Annotated in this window: 24 protein-coding genes; 5 read left to right on the forward strand and 19 right to left on the reverse strand. The window is 65.8% G+C overall.

What is annotated here, in order from left to right; genetic code table 11:
* Positions 1 to 46: 46 nt before the first annotated feature.
* The gene (locus RA164_RS08410; protein ID WP_329740422.1) at positions 47 to 607 is read right to left on the reverse strand and encodes an NADPH-dependent FMN reductase; all 561 of its coding nucleotides are present in this window, start codon (positions 605 to 607) and stop codon (positions 47 to 49) included.
* Between the two features lie 189 nt (positions 608 to 796).
* Here RA164_RS08410 and RA164_RS08415 point away from each other — a divergent pair, with 189 nt between their 5' ends.
* Positions 797 to 2,497 carry a sensor domain-containing diguanylate cyclase gene (locus RA164_RS08415; protein ID WP_329740423.1) on the forward strand — a complete coding sequence of 567 codons (1,701 nt, stop codon included), beginning with the start codon at positions 797 to 799 and terminating at the stop codon, positions 2,495 to 2,497.
* 48 nt (positions 2,498 to 2,545) lie between these two features.
* On the opposite strand, the gene RA164_RS08420 is transcribed toward RA164_RS08415, so the two are convergent.
* From RA164_RS08420 to RA164_RS08435, 4 genes are all read right to left on the reverse strand, one after another.
* Positions 2,546 to 4,813 carry a thiamine pyrophosphate-dependent enzyme gene (locus RA164_RS08420; protein WP_329740424.1) on the reverse strand — a complete coding sequence of 756 codons (2,268 nt, stop codon included), beginning with the start codon at positions 4,811 to 4,813 and terminating at the stop codon, positions 2,546 to 2,548.
* Between the two features lie 45 nt (positions 4,814 to 4,858).
* Positions 4,859 to 5,365 (reverse strand): nucleotidyltransferase family protein, encoded by a 507-nt coding sequence (locus tag RA164_RS08425; protein ID WP_329740425.1) that lies wholly within the window; start codon positions 5,363 to 5,365, stop codon positions 4,859 to 4,861.
* Positions 5,362 to 5,904, reverse strand: coding sequence for a GNAT family N-acetyltransferase (locus RA164_RS08430; RefSeq protein WP_329740426.1), 543 nt, complete (start codon positions 5,902 to 5,904; stop codon positions 5,362 to 5,364). Before RA164_RS08430 ends, RA164_RS08425 begins: the two co-directional genes overlap by 4 nt.
* Before the next feature lie 96 nt (positions 5,905 to 6,000).
* Positions 6,001 to 7,170 carry an acyl-CoA dehydrogenase family protein gene (locus RA164_RS08435; RefSeq protein WP_329740427.1) on the reverse strand — a complete coding sequence of 390 codons (1,170 nt, stop codon included), beginning with the start codon at positions 7,168 to 7,170 and terminating at the stop codon, positions 6,001 to 6,003.
* 213 nt (positions 7,171 to 7,383) lie between these two features.
* Here RA164_RS08435 and RA164_RS08440 point away from each other — a divergent pair, with 213 nt between their 5' ends.
* Positions 7,384 to 8,259 carry a DMT family transporter gene (locus tag RA164_RS08440; protein ID WP_329740428.1) on the forward strand — a complete coding sequence of 292 codons (876 nt, stop codon included), beginning with the start codon at positions 7,384 to 7,386 and terminating at the stop codon, positions 8,257 to 8,259.
* A 66-nt stretch (positions 8,260 to 8,325) separates the two neighbouring features.
* Positions 8,326 to 9,219: an aldo/keto reductase gene (locus RA164_RS08445; protein ID WP_329740429.1), complete on the forward strand. Its 894-nt coding sequence runs from the start codon at positions 8,326 to 8,328 to the stop codon at positions 9,217 to 9,219.
* A gap of 42 nt (positions 9,220 to 9,261) precedes the next feature.
* On the opposite strand, the gene RA164_RS08450 is transcribed toward RA164_RS08445, so the two are convergent.
* The 6 genes from RA164_RS08450 to RA164_RS08475 all read right to left on the reverse strand — a co-directional run bounded on the left by RA164_RS08450 (position 9,262) and on the right by RA164_RS08475 (position 14,693).
* Positions 9,262 to 9,837, reverse strand: a complete 576-nt coding sequence (locus RA164_RS08450; protein WP_329740430.1) for a hypothetical protein — start codon at positions 9,835 to 9,837, stop codon at positions 9,262 to 9,264.
* A 328-nt stretch (positions 9,838 to 10,165) separates the two neighbouring features.
* Entirely contained in the window at positions 10,166 to 10,591 is a 426-nt protein-coding gene (locus RA164_RS08455; protein WP_329740431.1) for a hypothetical protein, read from the reverse strand.
* A 140-nt stretch (positions 10,592 to 10,731) separates the two neighbouring features.
* On the reverse strand, positions 10,732 to 11,655 hold the full coding sequence (locus tag RA164_RS08460) for a 5'-nucleotidase (protein WP_329740432.1): 924 nt from the start codon (positions 11,653 to 11,655) through the stop codon (positions 10,732 to 10,734).
* A 79-nt stretch (positions 11,656 to 11,734) separates the two neighbouring features.
* On the reverse strand, positions 11,735 to 12,370 hold the full coding sequence (locus RA164_RS08465) for a c-type cytochrome (RefSeq protein ID WP_329740433.1): 636 nt from the start codon (positions 12,368 to 12,370) through the stop codon (positions 11,735 to 11,737).
* 198 nt (positions 12,371 to 12,568) lie between these two features.
* Entirely contained in the window at positions 12,569 to 14,233 is a 1,665-nt protein-coding gene (locus tag RA164_RS08470; RefSeq protein WP_329740434.1) for a methyl-accepting chemotaxis protein, read from the reverse strand.
* A gap of 259 nt (positions 14,234 to 14,492) precedes the next feature.
* A complete protein-coding gene (locus tag RA164_RS08475; RefSeq protein ID WP_329740435.1) occupies positions 14,493 to 14,693 on the reverse strand; it encodes a 2-hydroxyacyl-CoA dehydratase in 201 nt (66 codons plus the stop codon).
* A 193-nt stretch (positions 14,694 to 14,886) separates the two neighbouring features.
* Here RA164_RS08475 and RA164_RS08480 point away from each other — a divergent pair, with 193 nt between their 5' ends.
* Positions 14,887 to 15,723, forward strand: coding sequence for an NAD-dependent protein deacetylase (locus RA164_RS08480; RefSeq protein WP_329743516.1), 837 nt, complete (start codon positions 14,887 to 14,889; stop codon positions 15,721 to 15,723).
* 24 nt (positions 15,724 to 15,747) lie between these two features.
* Here RA164_RS08480 and tadA read toward each other — a convergent pair whose 3' ends face one another.
* On the reverse strand, positions 15,748 to 16,182 hold the full coding sequence (gene tadA, locus RA164_RS08485; RefSeq protein ID WP_329740436.1) for a tRNA adenosine(34) deaminase TadA: 435 nt from the start codon (positions 16,180 to 16,182) through the stop codon (positions 15,748 to 15,750).
* On the opposite strand from tadA, the gene RA164_RS08490 reads away from it, so the two are divergent.
* Entirely contained in the window at positions 16,181 to 16,309 is a 129-nt protein-coding gene (locus RA164_RS08490) for a hypothetical protein (RefSeq protein ID WP_329740437.1), read from the forward strand. The genes tadA and RA164_RS08490 overlap by 2 nt on opposite strands.
* Positions 16,310 to 16,505: 196 nt before the next feature.
* On the opposite strand, the gene RA164_RS08495 is transcribed toward RA164_RS08490, so the two are convergent.
* The 7 genes from RA164_RS08495 to RA164_RS08525 all read right to left on the reverse strand — a co-directional run bounded on the left by RA164_RS08495 (position 16,506) and on the right by RA164_RS08525 (position 26,689).
* A complete protein-coding gene (locus RA164_RS08495) occupies positions 16,506 to 19,697 on the reverse strand; it encodes a WD40/YVTN/BNR-like repeat-containing protein (protein ID WP_329740438.1) in 3,192 nt (1,063 codons plus the stop codon).
* A gap of 220 nt (positions 19,698 to 19,917) precedes the next feature.
* The gene (locus tag RA164_RS08500; protein ID WP_329740439.1) at positions 19,918 to 20,310 is read right to left on the reverse strand and encodes a DUF6165 family protein; all 393 of its coding nucleotides are present in this window, start codon (positions 20,308 to 20,310) and stop codon (positions 19,918 to 19,920) included.
* 61 nt (positions 20,311 to 20,371) lie between these two features.
* Positions 20,372 to 21,388 (reverse strand): tetraacyldisaccharide 4'-kinase, encoded by a 1,017-nt coding sequence (lpxK, locus tag RA164_RS08505; protein WP_329740440.1) that lies wholly within the window; start codon positions 21,386 to 21,388, stop codon positions 20,372 to 20,374.
* Positions 21,389 to 21,398: 10 nt separating this feature from the next.
* The gene (gene msbA / locus RA164_RS08510) at positions 21,399 to 23,180 is read right to left on the reverse strand and encodes a lipid A export permease/ATP-binding protein MsbA (RefSeq protein WP_329740441.1); all 1,782 of its coding nucleotides are present in this window, start codon (positions 23,178 to 23,180) and stop codon (positions 21,399 to 21,401) included.
* Entirely contained in the window at positions 23,177 to 23,608 is a 432-nt protein-coding gene (locus RA164_RS08515) for an ExbD/TolR family protein (RefSeq protein WP_329740442.1), read from the reverse strand. Before RA164_RS08515 ends, msbA begins: the two co-directional genes overlap by 4 nt.
* A 4-nt stretch (positions 23,609 to 23,612) precedes the next feature.
* A complete protein-coding gene (locus tag RA164_RS08520; RefSeq protein ID WP_329743517.1) occupies positions 23,613 to 24,275 on the reverse strand; it encodes a MotA/TolQ/ExbB proton channel family protein in 663 nt (220 codons plus the stop codon).
* Between the two features lie 101 nt (positions 24,276 to 24,376).
* Positions 24,377 to 26,689: a DNA internalization-related competence protein ComEC/Rec2 gene (locus tag RA164_RS08525; RefSeq protein WP_329740443.1), complete on the reverse strand. Its 2,313-nt coding sequence runs from the start codon at positions 26,687 to 26,689 to the stop codon at positions 24,377 to 24,379.
* Between the last annotated feature and the right edge of the window lie 53 nt (positions 26,690 to 26,742).

Here is a 26,742-nt window from a genome sequence, read left to right on the forward strand (position 1 = left end):
AAGCAATGAAACGGGCTGCTGCGTCTTGTCGGTCGAATGATCCCGGTCAGGCCTGCAGTTGCCTGTGCACCCAGGCCACATAACGGTCCACGAACCCCTGCAGGAACTGGCGTGTGCTGTCGCTGGCAATATGGCCGTCGGTATCGATCGGGGCGTCCTGCTTGAAGTGGATGAAGACCTCGGGCTGCGGCAGCACGGCCACGTCCAGATACGACAACACGTTGCGCAGGTGCTGTTGCGCCAGTGCGCTGCCGATGACGCCGATGGATGCGCCGATCACCGCGCCCGGCTTGCCGGCGAACGAATTGGTGCCCCACGGCCGCGACCCGAGGTCCAGCGCGTTCTTCAGCACACCGGGAATCGAACGGTTGTACTCCGGCGTGACGAACAGCAGCGCGTCGGCTTTCTCGATCTGTTCTTTTAGATGGCGGGCAGCGGGCGGATAATCGCCGTCGAAATCCTGGTCGTACAGCGGAAGATTGCCGATAGACACCTGTTCGAACACGAAATGCGGGGGCGCCAGCGACTCGACCGCACACGCCAGGCGTCGATTGATCGATTCCCGGCGCAGGCTGCCGACGAACGAAGCCACTCTGATGGTGTCCATGAAATTATCCCCCACAGGATCAAAAAATGGGCATTTCTTGCCCACACACCCCATCCTGACCCCGGAATAGCGTAGCCTACGTGAAGGGGGTGGGCGGCCGGAGTGGCTTGCCGGCGTTCTGCACACCACGCGACGACACGGACGAGCACGAGGGTGACCATGACTGGGTGGCTCCGACCATCCAAACGCATGCACTGGACATTGGCCTGGCTCGGGCTGATGACGCTGCTGCTGTGTCCGCATCTGCATGCCGAGACCGCACTCAACGGCGCATGGCGCTCGGTGCATCCACAGGACACGCCGCAACTCGTGCTGCAGGAATATCGCCACGGTGAACTGCACAGCTTCGACCCGTCCGAGCTGCAGCGCTTCCAGTTGCGCGACCGGGGCGTGTGGGTGGTGCTGCAGGCGCAGCCACCGGGCACGCTTGCCGGACAGATCCTGGCGATCAACCCGCCGCCGCCGGGCCGGGTGGCGATCTACATGCCGGACGGACACTCGACTTCGCAGGCGCTGGACGACTTCAGCGCAACCAGTCACGCGCATGGCTGGCTGGCCTGGTCACTCGGTAACCACGCGAAGCAGAACGGCCTTGTGCTACTGCGCTTCGAACCCGGCGCGGCCGCTGTGGCACCGGTCAGCTTCACCCTGCTTGCCCCCGACGAATTCCTGTTGCGCGATGCGCGCTGGCTGGTTTTCGCCAGCGCGTGTCTGGCGGTCATGCTGGCCATGGCACTGATGGCGCTCTGCATCGCGCCGATGCTGCGCGACGTCACGTTCGCGTGGTACGCCGGCTTCGTGCTCTGTTACGCCTTCATCCAGGGCATGCGCAGTGGGCTGCTGTTCCACCCGCTGGGCATGGCATGGCTTGCAGCCATCTCCCCTTCCGCCACCGCAGCGGCGATAGGATTGTCGGTGTCGTTCGCCGCCCTGTTTGCCGTCCGCTTCTGCGAAATGCGGCGCTTTGCGCCGCTGCTGCGTCCGCCCGCGATTGGCCTGGCCGTGGGCATGCTGCTAGTGGTGGGCATGCGCCTCTGTCCGCTGCACCAGGTGCAGGAAGCGGGTCAGCTGCTGGTCGATCCGCTGCTTATCCTCGGCTCGATCCTGCTGGGTATCGCCGCGTTGAGTGCGGCGGTCCAGGGATCACGTCCGGCCTGGTTCTTCTTGCTGGGCTGGATGCCCCTGCTGCTGCTGACCGCCTGGTGGAATGGAGAGATCAACGGCACCGTCAGCGGCTTCCGCTGGCTGGGCGATGCCAGCCTGGCGGCGGGTGCACTCGAAGCGCTGGTGCTGTCGCTGGGACTAGCCGATCACGCATTGAACATGCGGCGGACGCACGCGTCGGTGCAGGTGCTGGCCGATCACGATGCGCTGACCAACGTGTTCAATCGCCGCGCCTGGCGTGAATCGGTCGAGGCGGCGCTGCGCGAAGGTGGCTCCCGGCCGATGGCCCTGCTCTTTCTGGACCTGGACCACTTCAAGGTACTCAATGACCAGCAGGGACACAGCGCCGGCGACCGCGCGCTGGTCGCTGTCGCCAATGCGCTGCGCCATGAATTGCGCCCGCTCGACCGGCTCGGCCGCTACGGCGGCGAAGAATTCGTGGCGCTGCTGCACAACACGCCGCAGGAACAGGCGCTGCAGGTGGCCATCCGCCTGTGCCGACGCGTGCACCGACTGGAAATTCCGCTCGACAGCAGCGGTGGACGACTCAGCGTGAGCATCGGACTGGCGATGTACCAGCCGCCCAACGACACCCTGGACGCCTGGGTCGAGCGTGCCGATCAGGCCATGTATACCGCCAAGCTGGGCGGTCGCAACCGGGTCCACGCCAGCACCGCGAAGTGTGCAGCCACCCGCACGCGACAGAATCTTAAGATCGTCGAATAGCCCGCGTGGCGGGCACCGTCGCACCCGCCACGTCGAAGCCCCAGGGGCTCAGGCCAGGCCGCGGGCCGCGGCCACCACGTCGGCATCACCGGGCAGTACCAGGAAGGCCGCACCGGCCAGCGGCGTGAAGGTGTCGGCGCCGACCACCCGCGTCAGTGGCGTGGCGCCCAGACCCGCCTCGACAATCGCGGTGATCACGCCCTCGCCCACGCCCGCGCTCTTCCGGCCTTCGTCCAGCACGATGATGCGTCTGGCATTCTTCGCCTGCGCCGCGATGAAGGCATCGTTGAGCGGCGCCAGCCAGCGCAGGTCGACCACCCGGACCTTCCAGCCCAGTTCCGCCTCGATGCTGCGCACCGCACGCAGCGCCATCGGCACGCCATTGCCGAAGGTGAACACCACCAGATCGTCGGCGTCCTGGTGGTAGACCCGTCCCTCGCCCAGGGTCATTGCCTCGCCCGGTGCCGGATAGTCGAACTGCCACTGACCATCACCGGCTTCGTACAGGTCCTTGGTCATGTACAGCGCGATCGGTTCGAGGAAGGCACAGACGCGCCCATCCACCTTGGCCAACGCGGTCAGCGTGCGCAGCATGGTCGCCGCGTCGTCGCCACGGCTGGGACAACCCACCACCAGCCCTGGAATGTCGCGCAACGCGGTGATCGAATTGTCGTTGTGGAAGTGGCCGCCGAAGCCGCGCTGGTAGCCCAGTGAGGCTACGCGCATCACCAGCGGATTGCGGTACTGGTCGTTGGAGAAAAACTGCAGGCTGGCCGCTTCGCCGCGGATCTGGTCGCCGGCGTTGTGGAAATAGGCCAGGTACTGGATCTCCGGAATCGGCAGCATGCCCATGTTGGCGTAGCCCTGAGCCAGGCCGAGGATCACCGTTTCGTCGAGCAGCGTGTTGAAGACGCGGGTGTTCCTGAATGCCTTGTGCAGGCCCTTGGTCACCGTGTACACGCCCCCCTTCTGCGCCACGTCCTCGCCGAACAGCAGCGACTCGGGGTATTTCGCCATGATGTCGTGCAAAGCCTGGCCGATCTGGATCGCCAGATGCCGCGGCGGCAGGTTCTCCGGCAACTTCGCCTCGCCGCCGAATGCCTTGAGGCGCGCGTCGGCGTAGTCGGTACGCTCGGCTTCGGCCTTCACCTTGGCCGGGCTGTACGGCGCAAGCGGCTTCATCACGTCGTCCAGGCGTTCCAGCTTGGGCCGGCGGTCAGCCTCTTCGGCCGCCGCGAAGCAGCGCTTGCGGGTGGCTTCGTACAGATTCAGCACATCGTCCTTCGAATATAGCCCGGACTCGAGCGCGATCGCCGCAGAGCGCAGCAGCGGGTCGGTGGACTCCACCGCGAACAACTCCTCGATGCTGCGCCATTCGATCTCGAAGTCGGTACCGGCATGGCCCATCACACGGGTGGTCTTCAGATGCAGAAAGGTCGGCCGGCGGGTCGTGCGGCAATGCTCCACCGCGCGCTGCACCTGGGCGTAGCCCTCGGCGAGATCCAGCCCGTCGGCGAAGAAATAGTCGAGATTCGAACGCGACTGGTAATTGCTGGCGACCCAGCCGCTGGGCGTCTTCACCGAGATGCCGATGCCGTTGTCCTCGCACACGAACAGCACCGGTGCGGGCAGCTTCTGGTAAGCGGTCCAGCCAGCCGCGTTGAACGCGGTCTGCGCCGTCGCGTGGTTGCTGGAGGCATCGCCGAACGAGCAGATCGCAATGGAGTCTTCGGGAATCGGCAGCGTGTGGCCGATGCGACGCGCATGATCGATGGCGACCGCCGTACCCAGCGCCTTGGGCAGGTGCGAAGCGATGGTCGAGGTCTGCGGCAACACCCACAACGGCTTGGAACCCCACACCTTGTGGCGTCCGCCCGAGGCCGGATCGTCCTTGCTGGCGGCAAACGACAGTGCCGAATCCATCACCGGGTCCATCCCCGGCAGCTTGCGGAAGCGCTCGGCCATGAAGCCGCCGGAGCGGTAGTGCAGGAAGGCCGGGTCGGTATACCGCGTGAGCCGCGCCACCATCGCGTTGCCTTCGTGACCGGACGAACCGATGGTGTAGAAGACCTTGTTCTGCACCCGCAGCACGCGCGCCATCAGGTCCAGGTGGCGGCTGATCAGCTGCGATTCGAACAGCTCTCGGAAGCCGCGCGCGTCGAGCGCACTGCCCGGCAGCACCGGCTTGTCGTCGCGCGGCGCGGCGCGCACGTCGCCCTGCCACAACTGCACGAACTCGGTGAAGTTCTGGTCGACGATCTCGGCGCGGTTGAAACCTTTGTGACGGGCACTGATGGCAAATGGAATGGCGGTCATGGAATGAACTTCGTGTCGATGCGGAGGGTGGCCGCCATGCGGCCGTCAGGGAGAGGGAACAATCGGCAACACGGACGGCGGACGACGCAGCCTGCGCAGGGCAGCCGCTCGTGCAAGGTCCTTGTCACGACCGAAGGATTCGAAGATGCGGATCTGGTCGTCCAGCGAGGGCACCGGCACCGCTACGCCCTGCAGGCCAACCAGCATCAGGCGCCCCGGCTGCACCGGCTGCCAGGCGTCGCCGGCATGCAGCTGCAACCCGCCCATCACGTCCACCGGCAGCCCGGCAAAGCGGAAACGTGCGTAGTTCGAGCGGAAGCGGTCACCGTCGGCCGGCACATGCGCGCTGTCGCGGCGCTCGGCCCAGTGGGTCATCAGCGTGTCGGCATCATCGCGCGAGACCAGCACGTCGATATCGGCCACGCTGACCTCGGCGCCCAGCATTCGCGCTGCCGCGCTGCCGATCAGGCACCACGGTTCGACACAGTGCACATACAGCTCGGGAACCAGTTCAGCCAGCGTGACAAACAGAGCGGGCGGTATATGGCTCACGGTCGGCGCCTCTGCCAGGCCTCACGGCTCTGGCCCCATACGTCTACGGTTTCGCCCGCGAACGGTTCGGGCATGTCGATACGGCGCAATACCGCCGCGCCCAACCGCCGCGCCACGGCCTGCGAGGCCTGGTTGTCCGGCGTGATCAGATGGATCACCTGGTCCCAGCTAAGGTGCTCGAACACCCAGTCGAGCACGGCGGTAGCAGCCTCGGTGGCATAGCCCTGCCCCCACGCGCTGCGCGCCAGGCACCAGCCGACCTCGGTACCCGGCCAGCCGACCGGATGCCATGGGCCGGTCCAGCCCAGCCATTGTCCGCTGTGCTTGTCGACCAGCGAGAATGCCGAGCCGGCTTCGATGCTCCACGCGCCGACCATCATCAGGAAGTGCCGCCAGGCCAGCGGCTCGCTGCGCGGCCCGCCCATGTGGCGGGTCGCGTCAGGGTCGGCGAAGAAGGCCGACCAGCCGGCGAAATCGTCTGCCTGCGGCGGACGCAGGATCAGACGCTCGGTTTCGATGCGGATGTCTTGCCAGCTCATGCTAGGGACACTCTGACCAGGGGAATCTGTTCATCCTCTCCGTCATTCCGGTTCGCACCGGGACGACGGTCGTGGATACGATCACCGCGGCAATCGTCAGAATGCGTTGATCCCGGTCAGTTCGCGGCCCACCACCAGCTGGTGCACGGTCTCGGTACCCTCGTAGGTGATCACCGATTCCAGGTTCAGCGCATGCCGGATCGCACTGTGTTCGGTCGTGATACCTGCGCCGCCGAGGATGTCACGGCACTCGCGCGCGATGTCGATCGCCATGCGGCAGTTGTTCCACTTGGCCAGCGACACCTGGGTCGGCTGCAGCTTGCCGGCGTCCTTCAGGCGGCCGAGCTGCAGCGACAGCAGCTGTGCCGAGGTGATGCGGCGGGCCATGTCAGCCATCTTGAGCTGCACCGCCTGATTGGCGGCCAGCGGACGGCCGAACAGCACGCGCTCGGCAGTGTAGTCCAGCACTTCCTGCAGGCACGCCTGGGCAGCGCCGATCGGGCCCCAAGTGATGCCGTAGCGGGCCTGGGTCAGGCAGCCCAGCGGCCCCTTCAGACCCTTCACGTTGGGCAGGCGGTTGGCGTCCGGCACGTGAACGTTGTCGAAGAACAGCGCGCTGGTGACCGAGGCGCGCAGGCTCATCTTCTTGTGCACTTCCTGCGCGGCGAAGCCCTTGCTGTCGGTCGGCACAATGAAGCCCTGGATGCCGTCCTCGGTCTGCGCCCAGACGATCGCGATTTGCGCCAGGTTGCCGTTGGTGATCCACATCTTGGCACCGTTGATGACCCAGTCGGCGCCGTCCTTCTTCGCATTCGTCTTCATGTTCGCCGGATCGGAGCCACCATGCGGCTCGGTCAGGCCGAAGCAGCCGATGATCTCGCCCGCCGCCATCTTCGGCAGGTACTGCATCTTCTGCTCTTCAGTGCCGTAGGCGTAGATCGGGTACATGCACAGCGAGCTCTGCACCGAAGCGAAGCTGCGCAGGCCGGAATCGCCGCGCTCCAGCTCCTGGCAGATCAGGCCGTAGCTGACGCCGTTCATGCCGGCACAGCCGTACTGTTCCGGAATGGTCGCGCCGAGCAGTCCCAGGCCAGCGATCTCGGGAATCAGTTCCTTCGGGAAGCGGCCCTGGTCGAAGCAGTCGCCGATGATCGGCAGCACTTTCTCGTCGACGAAGCGGCCCACCGTGTCCTGCACCATGCGCTCCTCATCGGTGAGCAGCGAGCGGACGTCATACAGGTCGAGGGGATTGAGGCGGGCGGCCATGCACAGGGCTCCGAAGCGTGGGGAATCCTCCCATTCTAGCCGGGCCTTCAGGCATGGTCATGACGGACCGCCGCATGGAAGCATGCCTGCCCTGCGGACAGGGATGGCGCACGCTGCGATCACCGCATGATGCGATGCAACACGAATCGTGCGAACATCGCATCTGGCGAACCGCCACACCCGCCCATCCCCGCACCATCTCCCATCGCACCCATGATCAAAGGCATTCTGCTGGGCTTCGCCTGTTTCGCCGCATATGCGATCAGCGATGCCTTCGCCAAAGCATTGCACGGCACTATCCCTCCGTACGAGTCGGTCTTCTTCGGCGGCGTGCTGGGTCTGGCGGCCCTGCCGTTCATCATGGGACCGGGCGACCGCTGGCATCAGGTGTTCTCGGCCAAGCGGCCTCACCTGTGGTGGATCCGCGCGATCACCGGCGGTGTCGGCAATATCTGTTCGGTCACCGCGTTCACCCTGCTGCCGATGGCCGAGGTGTTCTCGATGATCTTCCTGATGCCGATCTTCGTGACCATCCTGTCCGTGGTGTTCCTGAAGGAACAGGTGGGCTGGCGGCGCTGGACCGCGGTGTTCGTCGGCTTCGCCGGTGTGCTGGTGGTGTTGCGCCCCGGCTTCCGCGCGCTGGGACTGGGGCATCTTGCGGCGACCCTGTGCGGTCTCACGGCAGCCTTGTCGATGGTCGCCATGCGCATGGCCGGGGCGGACGAAAAGCGCATCAGCCTGTATGGCGCTGGCACGATCGGGCCGATCGTGTTCGGTGGCCTGGCCATGTTGCCGCACTTCGTCGTTCCCGACCTGCACCAGGTACTGCTGCTGGCGGGCTACGGTCTGCTGGCGGCGCTGGCCGGCGTACTGCTGATGTATGCCACTCTGCTCGCCCCCGCCAACCGCGTGGCACCAACCCAGTACAGCCAGATGCTGTGGGCGATCGGCTTCGGCTACTTCCTGTTCGGCAATTCGCTGGACTGGCCGATGCTGGTCGGCATCGTGATGATCCTCGGTGCCGGGCTGTTCACGCTGGTCCGCGAGGAGAAGGTCACCCGCTGGTGGAAACGCACCAAGGTGCTCTGACCATCGCGCCTTGCGGCGTAACCCGCACCACCGCACACTGCCGGCTCCACTGTCCTGGATGCCGCCGTGCCGACTCAAGCCCCACCCGATCACGCGTTCGAAATGTCGCCCGTCGTCGCCGGACTGTGGCGCATCGCGGACTGGGAGCTGGACGTGCCAGCACGTGTCCGCTGGATCGAACAGGCGCTGGAACTGGGCATCACCAGCTTCGACCATGCGGATATCTACGGCGACTACCGCGCCGAGTCGCTGTTCGGCGAAGCACTGCAGCATGCACCTGCGCTACGCCGGCGCATGCAACTGGTGACCAAGTGCGGCATTCGCCTGCGCTCGGCCCAGCGCCCCTACCGGCTCAATCATTACGACGCGTCGGCCGACTATGTCCGTGCACAGGTGGAGCAGTCGCTGCGCAACCTGCGTACCGAGCAACTGGACCTGGTGCTGATCCATCGCCCCGACTACCTGATGGATGCCACGGTTCTGGCCGACACCTTCGCCAGCCTCACCCGCGAGGGCAAGGTGGCGCGCTGGGGCGTATCCAATCACACAACCGGCCAGTTCGCCCTGCTGCACGCACATCACCCGCTGGTGACCAACCAGCTCGAACTGTCGCCGCTGCACATGCAGGCGCTGGACGACGGCACACTGGACCAGGCACAGCAACTGGGACTGCGCCCGATGATCTGGTCGCCGCTGGGTGGCGGTCGCCTGTTCGCCGGCGACGACCCGCAGGCCCTGCGGGTGCGCGGCGAAATGGAGGCGATCGCCGCACGCCTCGGCATCAGTCTCACCACCCTGGCTTTTGCCTGGATCCTGCGCCACCCCTCGCGCCCCCACCCGATCACCGGCAGTGGACGTATCGAGCGACTGCGCGAAGCCGTCGCCGCATTGGACGTGACGCTCGAGGCCGAGGACTGGTACGCGATCTGGACTGCCAGCAAGGGGCATCCGGTGCCTTGATTTCCATGTCATCGGCCGACGCTGGCCCAGCAACCGCGCCGACTATTCGTCCAGCAGCACGTAGTCGCCGGCCTTGTCGTAACGCTTCGGGTGCTTGCCGACGCGTGCGCAAAGCGCGTCACCGCAACGGGTGATCGCACCGCTGCGGGTAGCGCGCAGGATATCGTCGCTGAAATGCGCCTGGGCGACGTCCTGCATGCTCCGGTGCGCCACCCATGCGGCACCAGCGACTGCCAGCAATACGCCGACCAGCAGCGCCAGCGTTCCGCTCCATACCAGCGCGCGCCGTGCCGCACTCAAGCCCTTGCGCTGTTCGAGCATGGCCTTGGCAGCCAACTGGGCGCTGTGCGCACTCTGCTGCAACTGGCACTGCAAGCGACCCGCGGCCTGATCAACTCCCTGTGCGATCGACTGCTGCACATCGGCGCTGACGCGTTGCAGCGCCTGCTGCGCGAACTGATCGCCGCTCCGGTCCAGCCGCTCGACACCCTGTCGCATGGCGCTCACTGCGGCCTCGATGTCCTGCGCGGCTTGGCGGTTGCGGGCATCGAGCCGGTCGGCAATGGCCAGAAGCCGCACCAGTGCCTGTTGTGCCGCCTCAATCGTAATGTCGTTCATGGCCTCATCGTCCGTGAGTATCTGTGGTGAATGGTCCGTCGATGTACATGCGTTCGGTCCACCGGTAATCCGGCGAAGGTGGAGGATCCGATGGTTTGTCGCCAAAGAAACGAGTGAACTCGCCACCTTCCGGGGCATCTGATGGTGTGGACATGACCGGCTGGCATCCCGTGGTCAGCAAGAAAATGAAAACGCCTGGCAGCGCGACGCGAGAAAACGGGGTTCGATGTGGCATGGCTCCCTCCATCCCGTGGCCATTACCCCCTGGACTCTGCCCGGCTTGGCGACAGAGGCATCCATGCACTTCGACAGGCTGGCTCCAACCGGCTTACTCCGGATCAAGGGACGCGTGAAAATCCACTTCGTCCAGATCGATCACCAACATGTTGTGCATGCCCCGGCCGGGTAGCGTGCCTTTCCTCAAAACGCCGCGGAAGCGCCCGTTGAAGAGTGGCGAATCGCCCATCTGCCATCCCGCCGCCGGCTTGAAAACCGTCGCCTTGGTCAGGCGCCCGATGACCGCCTCCGATTCATCCATATCGGACGCGCTGGCGCCACATGGAAAAACCAGAATCAGATTTTTCTGGCTGGGCGCATCGCTCAAGGGGACCCCCGCGCACGCCACGACATCGATCCTGTGGCCGATGAGTCCGGGATTGCCCAGCACATCCTCGAGGCTACGGGGCCTGTGGACCGCCGCCGACGCGGACAAGGCGAACAAGGAGAAGATCGCAGCTGACAGAAGTCGTTTCATGCCGATCCCTAGCGAGTGCATTCAACCGCACATGGAAACCATCCAATGATTTCGTTCAGCCGATGCACATGCTTTGCATCGGCGGCATGACCATACACCTCGGGAAGCGGCCTTGAAAAGTTGCCGCGTCACGCCCTCGCTCAGCCGTTGCTGACCCCGTGCGGCACGTGCCCGGTGGCCACATGTCGCCGTGCGGACTCCACATTGGCCGGCGAATCGTCGAAGAAGATGTCGGCGCCGAACGCATCCAGGAACGGCCCCTTGTCGCGACCGCCGAGGAACAGGGCTTCGTCGATGCGAACGCCCCAGCGACGAAGGGTGAGGATTACGCGTTTGTGCGCGGGCGCCGACCGCGCGGTGACCAAGGCCGTGCGGATCGGCGAGTTCTCCGCGGGAAACGCCGCCTGCAGACGATGAAGGGCTGTCAGGAAGCCACGGAACGGACCGACCGACAGCGGCTCCTCGGCATGCTCGCTCTCGTTGCGATGAAAGGCTTCCAGACCCTCTTCACGCGAGACGCGCTCGCCTTCGTCGCCAAAGATCACCGCATCGCCGTCGAAGGCAATCCGCAACTGCTCGGTAGCGCGCGGCGGCGCGGTGCTCGGCAGGATGGTCGCCGCCGCCACGCCAGCCTTGAGTGCTCGCCCCACGTCCTCGGCATTCGCCGAAAGAAACAGGTCCGCCCGGAACGGTGCGATGTAGTCCGAGGTGGGCGCGCCACTGGTGAAGGCCGCCCGGCTGATCTCCAGCCCGTAATGCTGGATCGCGTTGAAGATGCGCAGGCCAGTGTCACCCGAATTGCGCGAAAGCAGGATCACTTCCACCGGCGGCACGTCACCGGCCAGCCGGTTGAGGTCGAGCAACTTCTGCACCAGCGGGAAGGCCACGCCCGGCTTGAGTATCTCGTTCTCGTGCTCGATCTGGAAGCTGCGGTAGGCGTCCAGCCCGTCGCGCTCGAACAGCGCATGACTGTCGCCCAGATCGAACAGGGCACGCGACGAAATCGCCACCACCAGGCGGTTGTCGGTGGAGGACGCGGGATCGTGAGCGGTCGGCAGGGTCATGGCACGAATCTACCGCATGCAGCCGGTTGTGGGTGAGCGGCGGGAAGGCGTCCGCAGACACGCCGTCCGATCCGGTGCATCAGGGGTGGGCTGCCAGATATGCGGCTATCGCCTGCACCTGTCGGGCGGTCAGCGCGCGCGCAATACCGTGCATCACTGCAGTCGGCCGGGTGCCGTTGGCAAAGGCACGCAATTGAGCCTGGATGTAGGCCGCATGCTGGCCGTACAACACTGGTCCGGGCGTGCCCATCATCATGCCCATTCCTCCCATCGACCCCATCCGGCCGGCACCCGGCAGGTGGCAGTCAGCACAGGCCGGAATCTCTTCATGGCTGGCACCGAGACGGAACAGCTGACGGCCTTCCGCCATCAGGTCAGCCGGGCCCGCTGCATCCCGCGCACGGCTCTGGCCCGCGAAGAACGCAGACACATCGAGTTCGTCCTGGTTGGACAGGCCATGCACTATCGAGGCCATCACCGCAGAGGGTCGCTCACCGTTCCGGAAGGAAACCAGCTGCCCGTACAGGTAGCTGGCGCGCATACCGGCCAGCCGTGGGTACATGGCGATGGAGCTGTTGCCGTCGGGGCCGTGACAAGCCGCGCAACGCGCCTTCGCCACGACTTCCCCATGAACCGCGTGGCCGGTCGCCGGAGTGCCCTGCGAAGAGCAGCCGCCGGCAAAAAAAGCAGCGACCACAATGATGGCCAGGCGCACGAAATGTCGCATCGAGCAGGTACCTTACAGTGCGATTGCCGCCGTGATCTGTCGGGCGTGCCGCGGCAAATTTCAAGGGAAGAATAAACCCTTCGACACCTTCCGTGGCTGCCTGGGCTACAGCGATCGCGTTGGCTGAACTCGATGCAACCGTGTACGACACGCAGCCCGCACCGGCCGAACTGCGGTAATCCCACGCTAGACCCAGGCGGGCGCTCCGGCATCCCGCATGGGCCCCGCCTGCGGTTTGCGATCCTGTTGTACCGATGCACCCAGATCCGCTGGCTGCGTCCGGAAGAACGCCACCAGCCGTTGCAGTTCGTCGGCGCGCTCGTGCATGGCCCGCGAGGCTGCCGTCGCCTGCTCGACCAGCGCCGCATTCTGCTGGGTCGCATCGTCGATCTGGGTGACGACCCGACTGATCTGGGCAATGCCCGACGACTGCTCGCCGCTGGCCGCCGCGATATCGGCAACCGTGTCGGTGACCCGGGCGATGCTGGTCACGATGGCGCCCAGGCTGCTCCCGCTCGCTTCGGTCAGTTCGCTGCCGACGCGAACTTTTTCGGCACTGTTCACGATCAGCGCGCGGATGTCCCTGGCCGCCGCGGCAGAGCGCTGGGCAAGCTGGCGTACCTCGGCCGCGACCACGGCAAAGCCACGCCCCTGTTCGCCAGCCCGCGCGGCCTCGACGGCGGCGTTGAGCGACAACAGGTTGGTCTGGAAGGCGATTTCGTCGATCAACCCGACGATATCCGCCATCTGGTTGCTGGCGGTATCGATATCGCGCATCGCCGCAGCGACCTGGCCGGCCACGACACGGCCCTGTTCCGCATGCTGTCGAGCCTCACGCGCCTGCTGGTCGGCCGAAGCCGCATTGAGCGCGTTCTGCTTCACCGTCGCGGTCATTTCTTCCAGCGACGCAGCGGTTTCTTCCAGGCTCGCGGCCTGGGACTGCGTACGCTGGCTGAGGTCGTCGTTGCCGCGCGAGATCTCTCCGGCACTCAGGCCGACCGCCAGGGCGCCCTCGCGCACCTGGCCGACGATGCCCTGCAGCTGTCCATCCATACGCCGGAAAGCACGCAGCAGCGCACCGATTTCGTCGCCCCGCGCGCTATCGATGTCGTTGCCGAGTCGCCCCGCGGCAATCGCCTCAGCCGTCACTACTGCTTCGCGCACGCCGCGCAGGATCGAGCGAAGCGTCAGCCAGCCGACCAGCAAGGTCATCAGCATGCCGGCCCCGATGGCAGTCACGATCAGCAGGCGTAGCCGCCGGTACGTGGCCGAAGCCTGCTGGTGCAGCGTCGTTGCCGCCGTCTCGCGCAGGCTGATGAAATGATCCAGCGCGTCGTACATCATGGTCATATTCGGCAGCAGGAAGTCGTATAGCACATCGGCGCTTCCGGTATCGCCCTTCAGCATCGATGCCGAAACATTGCCGATGATCCGGTTCACACGCTTGAACGAGGCGACGAACTGCTTCCACGTCCTGGCGGCATCGGCCGACATCGGCTGTGCCGAAATCTGCCTGATCAGCTTTTCGTTCTGGGCATCGAAATGGCGGACCACCTCGACCTGCTGGCTCACAATGGAAATGTTGCCGACCTGCCGGGCCGCCTCACCGAGGGCAATGAATTCGCCCTGCTGGTTGCGCGCGATGCGATTGGCCGCCAACAACGGCGTCAGGTCGCCCCGGTACATCGACAGCAGACTGTCGTTGGACCGGGAGATGCCAGCCAGCCCGAGATAGGCAATCGCCACGAGCAAGACGTAAAGCAGCGCGGCAACGCCGATCAGCCGCAGCTTGATGGTCGGTGCGGGGCGTTTGAACAGGCGCCTGGCGGCGGCGCGAAAACGGGTGATCATGGTCATGTCCTGCGGCGCGCGGCGACGTCCCGGCCGCTTCTCTGAAGCCGGTAGTCGTCGACGCATTTACGGTGCACTGTGCGTCATTGCCGTAACGGCAATGACGCGCCTGCGGATATGGTGCACGCCGCTGATGTCAGCTTTCTTGCAGTCCGTCCAGGCTGTGATCACGGCTTCCGGGCTGGCGCTTCGGACATGCCCCGCCGTTAGCGGTCAGGGCCAATGGCAGGGGCCGATGGCTGGTGGAGCGGATATTCGTTCAGCGCTTGCGGGGCGGCTTGGCCGAGGATGCCTCGATCAACTGCTGCAGGTAGCCGATGCCTTCCTCTTCGGGAAAGAACGCCACCACATCGGCAATGGTCAGGTCGAAGCGACGCTGCAGGTCCAGAAACTCCGTTCTGGCCACTACCAATTGCTGCTCGCGTGTCAGCGGCTTCTGTGTCTTTTCGAGGGCGGCCAATTCTTCCTGAAAGCGGCGGAACGCGTCGTTTGGGACCGGCATGGCTGTCGCTGGGCTTCTGTGAACTGCGCCTATTGTCGCATGCCTGACGGTCTGACTGCCCGTATCGCCAGTCGATGGGCCCGTGTGCTCCGGTCTGGCTGTCACGGTCCGGGCCGACACGATGTCACCCGGCCGTGGCACCATGCGCACCATGCTGGATATCCCGACAACACCGGCGCCCCAGGCCGGCGCCACTGCACTGGCGGCATTCGTCGATGCCCATCCGCGCCTGTTCGTGCTGACCGGTGCGGGCTGCAGCACCGGCTCGGGCATTCCCGACTATCGCGATGCACTTGGCCGCTGGAAGCGTCCGCAACCGGTGACCTACCAGGCCTTCACTGGCGACGTGGCCACCCGCAAGCGCTACTGGGCCCGCAGTCTGGTCGGCTGGCGCCGGTTCGGACAGGCCACGCCGAATGCCGTACACCATGCCCTGGTCCGGCTCGAACAACAGGCAAGGCTGACGCTGCTGCTTACCCAGAACGTCGATCGCCTGCACCAGGCGGCAGGCCAGCTGAACGTGATCGACCTGCATGGCCGGCTGGACCGCGTGCGCTGCCTGGACTGTGGGCTGTCCATGCCGCGCACCGACCTGCAGGACGAACTGCTGCGACTGAATCCCGACTGGGCCACCGTCGAAGCCAGCGACGCCCCCGATGGCGATGCCGACCTGGAGGCCGACTTCGCCCATTTCGAGGTACCCGCCTGCCCGCGCTGTGCCGGCATGCTCAAGCCGGACGTGGTGTTCTTCGGCGAAGGCGTGCCGCGCAAACGTGTCGACGCGGGCATGCAGGCGCTGGATGACGCCGACGCCATGCTGGTGGTGGGCTCGTCGCTGATGGTGTATTCGGGCTTCCGCTTCGCCCGGGCAGCCGCCCGCACCGGCAAGCCGCTGGCGGCCGTGAACCTGGGGCGGACCCGTGCCGATGACCTGCTTCAACTGAAGATCGAGTTGCCCTGCGACGAGGCGTTTTCGTTTCTCGCCTGAGCAAGCGTGGCGCTGACGTCCGGCTCAGGAACGGCGGGCGCGGAAGAACTCGCGCAGCATCGTCGACGCCTCGTCGGCCAGCAGTCCGCCCTGCACGGTCAGCCGATGGTTGTGGCGCGGGTCGATCAAGGTGTCGAACACGCTGCCGGCGGCACCGGTCTTGGGATCGGTGGCGGCGTATACCACGCGACCAATGCGGGCATGGATCAGCGCCATCGCGCACATCGAGCACGGCTCCAGCGTGACATACAGCGTGGCGCCCACGAGCCGGTGATTGGTCGTTTTTTCGCCGCCCGCGCGCAGCGCCATGATCTCGGCATGCGCGGTCGGGTCGTGCAGGGTGATGTTGCGGTTCCAGCCCAGACCGACAATCTCGTCGTCCATCACCAGTACCGCGCCCACCGGCACTTCGCCTTCGGCATCGCGGGCATGTGCGGCCAGCTGCAACGCGCGCTGCATGAAACGGGTATCCGCAGCCGAAAATGGCGTCGACGGCACGCTCGACATGTGTTCTCTCACCAGCAAAGTCATGATCGGCAGTCGCCAGGGACGGATGGATCGCCATGGCGATCCCGGCTGGCCGTGACCGCCATGCAGATCGGTCCCGGCTCCCCTGGACTGAGATACGCGACCGACCGAGGTGGCCACGAAGGGCCGCATTATCTCAAAATTCCCGCCGACGTTCCGCCGAATCGCTGTGCCGGTCACGGACAAGTGCAGCGCCGCCGCGCCCTGCCCCGCGCTAGCTATACGGGACAGGGGGCGGTGGCGTGAGGCCCGGCTTACAGGGTCACTGGCTCGATCTGCTCGGGGGCACCGGTCATCACGGTAGGTGCGCCAGCCGCATACGCGGCACGGTTGTAGGTCACCACCTGGCCTGCCAGCAACGCATTGAAGCGCTGGATGAAGGCGTTGGCCTGGACGTTGATCTCACGCTGCAAGGTGAGCAGTGCCGGCGGCGGCATCTGATTCTGCAGCCCTTCGTAGCCGCCCCCGATGATGCTGGAGACGCTGCCTTGCAGGTCGGTCAGCTGCTTGAGGTCATCCTCTTCCACGTTGTGCTGGACAGTCGGCGAGAATGCACTGTTCTTCAACGTGGTGAGCTGCTTGTCGAGCTGGCGCGCCTGGGTCAGTGCCGCGGCGTAGCGTGGCTCGCTGGCGGCACTGGCCTCGAACTGCTTCAGTGTCGCCTGCATCGCGGTGATCCGGTTCAGCGCGCTGTCGATGGCACTGAGCACGTTGCGCTCGGCAAGCTCGCCCTTCAGCGTGGCAAGGTTGGCCGCAGGAGCCGGCGCCTGGTTGGGGTCGGCCTTCACCAGTACGGTCTCGGTGGCGCTGTGGCCGCCCGCGCTGACGGTGAGCTGGTAGCTGCCCGGCACCACCAGCGGTCCGTTGGCGTTGTTGCCGTCCTTGTCCTTGTGGTCATGCTTGACGAAGTCGAGCTTGGTGGCGCCGTCGTAGCGCATGTTCCACACATAACGGTTCACGCCGGGCTTGGCATTGGTGTAGCGCGTGGCGATGAGGTGACCGGCCGCATCGCGCACGGTGATCTCGACCGCCCCGTGTTTGGCGCCCTTGGCCGCATGCAGCTTGTGCGGCACGGCGTAGTCGACGATCACGCCGTCAGGCGCATTGGGCACGGTGTAGAGCGGCTCGGCACCCTCGCCACGTGTCCAGCGCACGAACTCGATGCCGGCACGCGGCGTGAACAGGTGCAGCGGCTGGCTGGCGATCGCCTTGCTGTACTCGGCGATCGGCGCGAAGTGGTCGAGCACGAACAGGCCTCGGCCATGGGTGGCCAGCACCAGGTCGCCCTGCACGAACTTCACGTCGACCACCGGCACGGTCGGCAGCCCGCCCACCTTGAGCTGGCTCCAGTGCGCACCGTTGTCGCGCGACAGCCAGGCACCGATGTCGGTGCCGGCGACCAGCACGCCGGGGTGATTCGGGTCCTCGCGCACCACGTCGACCGGCGCATCCGGCAGGCCGTGGTCGATGCGCTGCCAGGCATGACCGTAGTCGCTGGTGCGGTAGACGTACGGGTGACGGTTGTCCATCTCGTGCGCATCGAAGGCCACGTAGGCCGCGCCCGGATCGGTCGCCGAAACGCCGACCTGGTAGACGCGGGCCCACTTCGGGGCACCCGAGGGTGTGACATTCGACCAGTGCGCACCGCCGTCGCGGGTCACCTGCACCAGACCGTCATCGGTACCCACCCACAGCACCTTCGAATCGCTCGGTGCGATCTGCACCGCGAGAATGGTGTCGTAGGTTTCGGCGCCGGAAAGATCGAGGTTGACCGGGCCGCCGGACAATGCCTGCTTGGCCTTGTCGTTGCGGGTCAGGTCGCCGCTGATCGGCGCCCAGTTCTGGCCACCGTCGGTGGACTTCAGCACGACGTTGGCGCCCATGTAGACAGTCTTGGGCGCATGCGGATCGACCGCGATCGGGCTGGTCCAGTTGAAGCGGTACTTCTGCTGCGTGGTAGGCAGGTCGTTGTCGAAGCCCGGACCATGCAGGTACGGCATGGTGAAGTCGGTTCGCTTGGTGTCGCGATGGAACAGCACCATCGCACCGTCCTCGGCATCGCCGTAGATAAGGTTCGGATCGCTGGGCGCCGGCACCACGTATTCGCCGTCGCCGCCGATCACGTTGAACCAGTCGTTGCCACTACCGACGGTATCGGCCAGCGAACTGGACGGACCGCACCAGCCGCTGTTGTCCTGCAGGCCCGCACACAGCGTGTACGGCGTCTTGTTGTCGGTGGCGACCATGTAGTCCTGCTCGATCGGCATGCCGTCGAGGAAACGCCAGCTCTTGCCGCCATCGAGGCTGAGGTAGGCGCCACCATCATTGCCCTGGATGATGCGCTTGGGATTGCTGGGATCGATCCACAACGCGTGATGGTCGACATGCACGCTCTTGTCGATCGGATGCGCGGTCTTGCCGCCGTTGTCCGACTCCATCAGGTAGAACGACATGAAGTACAGCTTGTCGGCGTCGTTCGGAGCGACCTCGAAGCGCGAGAAATAGAACGGCCTCACGTCCAGCGCATGGTTGTCGCTGACCTCGGTCCAGCTATCGCCGAGATTGTGCGAGACGAACAGCAGGCCCTTCCCGGGCTTGGTCTCGATCAGAGCATAGACGCGCTGCGGATCGCTGGGCGCGGTGGCTACCGCAATGCGGCCAAGCGGGCCCTTCGGCAGGCCGGCGGTGAGACGCGTCCAGGTGGCGCCGCCGTCGGTGGAACGCCACAGGCCACTGCCGGGGCCACCATCGACCAGGTTCCACGGATGACGCACAACCTGCCAGGTGGCAGCGAACAACACCTCCGGATTGCCTGGCGCCATCGCCAGATCGATCGCGCCGGTGCTGTTGTCGACGAACAGCGTCTTGTGCCAGGTCTTGCCGCCGTCGGTCGTCTCGAACACGCCACGCTGCGCGTTCGGGCCCCAGGCATGACCCAGCGCCGCGACCAGCACATGGTTGGGATTCTGCGGGTCGACGACGATCTTGCCGATCTGGCCGGCATCGGCCAGACCCATCCGCTTGAAAGTCTTGCCGGCATCGGTGGAGAGATACACGCCCGCGCCATCGACAATGTCGTTGCGGATGTTCGACTCGCCGGTACCGACCCAGACCAGGTTCGGGTTGGACTTCGAAAGCGCGATCGCACCGATCGACGCCGAGGCTTCGTGCTCGAAAATTGGCTTCCAGTGCTGGCCGCCATCGACGGTCTTCCAGACCCCGCCTGCGGCTGCGCCGACGTAGTAGACCAGCGGATTGCCCGGAATGCCCGCCACAGCGGCGACACGTCCGCCCGCAAGCGCCGGGCCCAGATCGCGGATCTTCAGCTGGGCGAAGGGCCCATGCTGCGTAGACGAAGACGGTGCCGGCGTCGGCGCGGCAAATGCGGACGACACGGCGAGAGCGGAAAGAACGGCCAACGAAAGCAGACGACGGCGACAGTACATGCGGGTGGACTCCCCTGGAAGGCTGGGACGGAAGGACAGCAATCCGCCCACCATGGAATCTTCCGAGAGCCGCGACAAGTGACGAAGGTACTGGGTGCGACCCGATGACCACATGCCCTGCCCCGGGCGCGCGGACAGCCGTCATGGCGACGACGCAAGTATCTGCGACACCGGCAGGAAAATGCGAAACCGGCACAGTCATGCCGCCGCCGGACGTGGCTCAGCGGTAATTCTGGTAGGACTTCTCTTCGATCAGCTGCGAGCCGAGCTTGAGGTTGATCTCGCGCTTCACGGCTGCCCGCTCGTCGTTGCGGAAGTACACCGACCGCGCCAGCTCGACGAACTCGGCGTCGAAGGCCTGTGCCTTTTCCTTCAGGCGGATGCGGTCCTCGATGTCCCACAGGGCCTCGTTCACCGCAAGTAGACGCGCACGCTCATTGGCGATGTCGACCTGCGAAGCCTCGTTGTGCGACCAGGTTTCATTGAGCAGTTCGAGCTCGTTGCGCACGTTCGCCAGCTTGGCGGCGTCGGCGATGTGCTTCGACTTGATCTCGAGAATGGTGATTTTGTCGATCAATTCACCGTAGGACACCGGGACCTGAATCAGGCTCATGAGAAATCTCGCAAACAGTCAAAAAGTAATGAGGAGCGGCCGGTTTAGCCGTGCCAGACGATCATGATACCCGCGATGCGCCGGTTCGCTGCGATTTCTGCTGCAGCATGCCTTCGACACGCTGGCACAACACATCCAGGAAGGATGCCGGCAACACGGCACTCACCGGCACGTTCCACCAGCCCGGGCGCGCGAAGCGGCGGCATTTCACCGCGTCCTTGGCGGTCATCAGCAGTGGCAGGTTGTCGCCGAAATCGAGATCGTCGGGAGTGAATGCGTGGTGATCGGGGAACGGGTGCTCGATGATGCGGATTCCCCGCGTACGCAGGCTGTCGAAGAAGCGACCGGGATTGCCAATACCGGCCAGCGCATGGACGTGGGTATCGCGAAACGCCGTTAGAGCCTGCTGGCCGGAACCGTCGACGGCACGGGCCAGCTCGCCTTCCAGTCGCATCGGAATCTCGCCCGCATGCGCATCGCCACCGTTGCATACGCAGAAATCCACGGCGCGCAGGCGCGACAGCGGCTCGCGCAACGGCCCCCATGGCAGCAACCGCCGGTTGCCGAAGCGGCGCGCGCCATCGATCACGCAGATCTCGATGTCCCGCGCCAGACGGTAATGCTGCAGGCCATCGTCGGCCACGACCACATTGCAGCCAGCGTCGATCAGCAGCCGCGCGGCGGCGGGCCGATCCCGGCCGACTGCTACCGGCACGCCGCTGGCCCGGATCAGGCAGGGCTCGTCGCCGACCTGCGCAGGGTCCGGCGTCTCGTCGAGCAGTACCGGTTCCTGCGTGTGCCCGCCGTGACCGCGACTGACCACGCCCGGCCGCAAACCATGCGACTGCAGGGCCTCGACCAGCGCGATAGTCAACGGAGTCTTGCCGGTGCCGCCGGCCGTAAGATTGCCCACCACCACCACAGGCACCGGCAACGATTCGCTACGCAGCACGCCATGGCGGTACAGCCCACGCCGCAGCGCACTGAGCACGCCGTAGAGTCCGGCCAGCGGACGACACCACCACGGCACCCGGCCCGACCCGTACCAGCCTGCCGCGAGCGTATCGGCCAGCGTCATCCACCGCGACTCAGTCGGCACCCGGCTGCGGTGCCTCGTTGAACTGCATGCGGTGCAGCACGGCATAGCGGCCGTCCAGCGCCAGCAGTTCGGCGTGCGTACCGCGCTCGACGATATGGCCCTGCTCCATCACCGCGATCTGGTCCGCATGCTCGATGGTGGACAGGCGATGCGCGATGACCAGGGTCGTGCGGCTTTCCATCAGCTTCTGCAAGGCCTGCTGGATCAGGCGCTCGGATTCGGTGTCCAGGGCGCTGGTCGCCTCGTCCAGAATCAGGATCGGCGCGTTCTTGAGAATCGCGCGGGCGATCGCGATGCGCTGGCGCTGGCCACCGGAAAGGCTGTTGCCGTTCTCGCCGACCTGGGCATGGATGCCCTTTGGCAGCTGACGGATGAACTCCATCGCATTCGCGGCCTCGGCGGCAGCGACGATGTCGGCCTCCGAGGCACCCGCCAGTTCGCCGTAGGCGATGTTCTCGGCAATGGTCCCGTCGAACAGCACCACGCTCTGCCCGACCCAGGCGATCTGCCGGCGCAGCGACGCGCGGGTGAAGTGCTGGTAGTCCTCGCCATCCAGCAGGATGCGTCCGGCGGAAGGGTCGTAGAACCGGGGCAGCAGCGAGACCAGGCTGGATTTGCCGCTGCCCGAGCGTCCCACCAGTGCGGTGACCTTGCCCGGCTCGCAGTGCAGGTCCACACCACGCAGGGCCACGTGATCGCCCTTCGGATAGACCAGCGACACGTCCTGGAAACGGATATCCCCGCTGGCGCGCCCCAGGGCCATCGTACCGCGGTCTTCCTCGGGCGGCATGTCGATGATGCGGAACAGATCTTCCGCTGCGGACACGCCACGCTGGATATGCGACTGCACGTTGGTCAGCCGCTTCAGCGGCGGCAGCATGGCTGCCATCGCGGTGAACACCGTGATGAATACGCCCGACGAAATGTGGTTGATGGTCGACGGCCGCGTGCCGATGTAGATCAGCAGGGCCATCGTGACCGCCGCGGCCATCTGTACGGTGGCGCTGGACATGGCCGTGGTGGCCGCCACCTTGAGGTTCAGCCGGCGCGAGCGGTTGGTGATGTTCTCGAAGCTGTTCTCGGCATCCTTCTGTCCGCCGTACACACGCACTTCGCGATACGCGCTGACCGACTCGTCCACTACGCCGACCACCGAACCCATCATGTCCTGCAGACGCCGGGTGATCTGCCGGTAGCGCCGGCTGACCACGCCGACGATCAGCACCACTGCGGGCACCATCACGAACAGCACCACGGTCAGGTAGGCGCTGTTGCGCAGCATGGTGATGAACATGCCCACCACCAGCACGCTCTGCGTGACTGTCGTTCTTATCGCCTCGGTCGACGCTGCGGCCACCTGCTCGCTGGTGTAGGTGATGCGGGAAATCTGGTGGCCCGACTGCTCGGCACCGAAGAATGCCGCTGGCAGGCGCTGGTAGGCGGCGAACACGTCGCGCTGCATCGACTGCACTACGTTGCGACCGATGTAGTCGATGCCGTAGTTGCTTACGAACACGCCAATCGCGCGGACCATGAAGATCAGCACGATCCAGATCGGCATCCAGAAGATCAGGTAGGGATCGCGCTGCGCGAACAGCTTGTCGATGATCGGACGCAGGAAGTTGGTGAACACCACCAGGCTGCCGCTGTCCGCCACCATGCCTAGGAGGGTCAGTACGCCCACCGGCCAATAGCGTTGGGTATAGCCGAGCAGGCGCCGGTAGGTGCGCCAGGTCTCAGTGCCCCAGACCGAGGCCGTACCCTCACTCATGGAGTCTCACCCGAGCGGTCCGGCGTGGTGGCGATGGCCAGATGCGTGAAGCCCAGTTGGCCCAGCGCGTCCATCGCGTTGACCACGCTCTGGTGGGTGCTCAACGCGTCGGCACGAATCGTCACCTGACGGCTGCGGTCGTCCCCGGCCACCCGTGCAATGGCCTGCTTCAGCTCGGCCACGCTGGTGCCGGCCACTTCGTCGCTGCCCACGTAGAAATGCCCTTCGCGGTCGACCATCACGGTGAGTGCGGGTGGCTGCATGTCGCGGTCGACGGCACTGGCCTGCGGCAGGTTCACCTGCAGCCGCGAGTGCTGCACGAAGGTCGTGGTCAGCACGAAGAACATCAACAGGGTCAGCAACACATCGATCAACGGAATCACGTTGATCTCGAAATCGTCGCCACGGCGGTCGCTACTGATGCGCATGGCGTCAGGCCGATGCCGGTCCGGATGCCACCGGTGCGCGGCGCGTCCGCACCGTCGCGGACGGAGCAACCGGGGTGAGGTCGTCGAGCAGTGCGATCGCCTGCTTTTCCATCTGCACGCAGTACCCGGCCACCTTGGAACGGAAGTAGCGGTGCAGCACGTAGGCCGGGATCGCCACGGTCAGGCCACTGGCCGTGCAGACCAGCGCCTCGCCGATGCCGCCGGCCATCTTGGTCGGATCGGCCATGCCGCCGCCCATGACCTCCATGAACATGCGGATAAGGCCGATCACGGTGCCGAACAGACCCAGCAGCGGACCGATCAGCGCAATCGTGCCCAGCGTGTTCAGGTAACGCTCCATGCGGTGGACGATATGCCGGCCTGTGTCTTCCAGGCGCTCCTTGATCTGATCACGTGGACGGTTGCGCACGGCCAGTGCCGAGGCCAGCAGTTCGCCCAGCGGCGAGCCGGCCGACAGCTGCTCGAGATGCGAGGCGTCGAGCTTGTCGGAGCGCGCCCATTCACGTACTTCCTGGCCCAGGCCAGGCGGCAGCACGGAGCTGCGCCGCAAGGTCCAGCAGCGCTCCAGCACGATCGCCAGTGCGATCGCCGAGCAGATCAGGATGGGCAACATGGCCCAGCCGCCCGCCATCAGGATGTCCAGCACACCAACCCCCGTCATCTCACGCGTCGGAAACGCGCATCATAGCAGTGTCGCCAGCGGTGACCGTGCGGCCGGTGGCACTTGTGAAGATCCCGCTTTGCCGCTCACTCGCGCCAGTAACGCTTTTGCCGCTGCCGCCAGCGCGTGGCCTCGCGCGGCGGCGCGTCAGCCGGAAAATCCACCTCGACCGCGCCCATCGTCGCCGTGTTCAGCACCTGCACGCCCGCTGCCGCATAGCGCCGCAGCACATCGGGACGCGGGTGGCCGAAACGGTTGCGCCAACCGGCCGAGACAATCGCCAACCGCGGATGCAGGGCGGTGATGAAGCCGGCACTGGACGAACTGCTGCTGCCATGATGCGGCACCAGCAACACCGGTGCCGCTCCTGGCCCTACCGCAGCCGCTACCCGCGGCTCGATACGTCTGCTGATATCGCCGGGCAACAGCAACCTTCCGCCTTCGCCGGTGACCAGCAGCACGCAGGAACGGTCGTTGTCGCGCCGTCCGGGACGGGTCGAACGCGGATTCAGCACGCGGAAACGGACGCCGTCCCACAACCAGGCCTGCCCGGCCTTGCACGGTGCCATCGGCAGGCGTATCCGTTCCGTCTCACCGGCATAACGACGTGCCTGCGGGAATGCCGCGGCCACGGCGGCGGCACCGCCGGCATGATCGTTGTCGGCATGACTGATCATCAGCATGTCCAGCCGATCGATGCCGAGGGCGTGCAGTGAGGGCGTGACGACGGCCTCGCCCAGGTCGAACCCCGAGGGATATCGCGCACCGGCGTCATAGACCAGTGCGTGATGCCGGGTCTGCACCACCACCGACAGCCCCTGCCCCACGTCCAGCACCCACAGCCGGAAGCCGCCTTCGGCCGGGCGCGACAACGGTGGCCACAGCAACGGCAGGAACAGCGCCAGCCCGAACCCGCGCCATGGCACACCACGCGGCATGAACAGCCAGACGGCACCGGTCATCGCCAGCAGCAAGGCCCATAGCCGCACTTCCGGCAGATACCAGTGCGCGCCCGGCCATGTCGCCATCCGCTCCAGCAGCCACCACTGCGCATGGGTCAACCATGCAGCCAGCTGCCATACCGGGGCCGCCAGCGGCGGACACAACAGCAACAGCAGCAGGCCGAACAAGGCACATGGCACGATCACGAAACTCACGAACGGCACCGCGACCAGGTTGGACAAAGCACCCACCAGCGACGCCTGGCCGAAAAACCAGAGACCCAGCGGCAGCAGCGACACGGTCATCACCATCTGCCCGCTCGACAGCTCGCGCAGGAACACGCGCCAGCCCCGGCCACGCACGTCCAGACAAAGGATGAGAAAGGCGACACCGACGAAGGAGAGCCAGAATCCCGCCGACAGCACTGCCAGCGGGTCGAACACAAGCAGCGCCAGCAGAGCCAGTGCCAGGGTATGCAGGCTGTCGGTGCGACGCCGGCTGCAACGCGCCAGCACGACCACGCCGATCATCAACAGTGTGCGCACGGTCGGCAGGCCGAACCCGGCCAGCGCGCCATAGCCCGACGCAGTGACCAGCGCGGCGACCGCCTGTGCCTGCGGTCGCGGGACACGCAGCGCCATGCGCGGCATCCATGCATACAGCAGCCACATCAGCACGACCCCGAACACCGCCGCCACACCGACATGGAAGCCCGAGATCGCGATCAGGTGCGAAACGCCATTGGCCCGCGCCACGTCCCAGTCGTGCGGGTCCAGACCGCGCGTGTCCGCCACCGTGAAGGCACGCAGCAGCGCGGCGTCATGCGCGTCCGGCACACGGGCAGCGATATCGGCAGCCAGCCGCTCACGCAGCCGGTCGACACAGAAGCCGGGCGCGCCGAATGAACGGGCCGGCGGTGCATTGCGCACATAACCGACCGCCACGATGCCGCGCTCCAGCGCCGTTCGCTCGCTGTCGGCCCCACCCGGGTCGATCATGCCGCGGGGGCGCTTGAGCCGCAGCGTCAGCTGCCAACGCGAACACGCATGCACGGCCAGCGGCTTGCCATACCAGACCAATCGCAGCAGTCCGTGCAGCGGCACCGCTCGGTCATCCAGCAGCACATGTGCGGGACGCAGCATGAAGGCGGTGGCATGCGGGCGCGCCTTGGGCAAATCGACCACCTGACCGGTCACCTTGAAGTCCCGCCCTTCCAGCTGCTGCGGCAGGCGCGCCTGCATCGCCAGGCTGCCGCGGCAGGCGGCCCAGGCCACGCCAAGCAGCACCAGCATCAGCCAGCGCAGCCGTGGCCAGCGCCAGCACCCGGCCAGCCCGACCAGCCCCAGCAACAGGATGCTCCAACGCGGAGGCAGCACCGGCAGCCACTGCACCACCACCACGCCGGCCAGCAGTGACACGCCCGCCACGACCGCTCCTGGCCACTCCGCTCGCACCATGCCTGTGCATCCCCGGACCCGATGGATCCAAGAGCCTAGCGGCATGATGCCCG

The sequence above is a fragment of the Dyella sp. A6 genome (assembly GCF_036320485.1).
Classification (GTDB): Bacteria; Pseudomonadota; Gammaproteobacteria; order Xanthomonadales; family Rhodanobacteraceae; genus Rhodanobacter_A; species Rhodanobacter_A aluminiiresistens.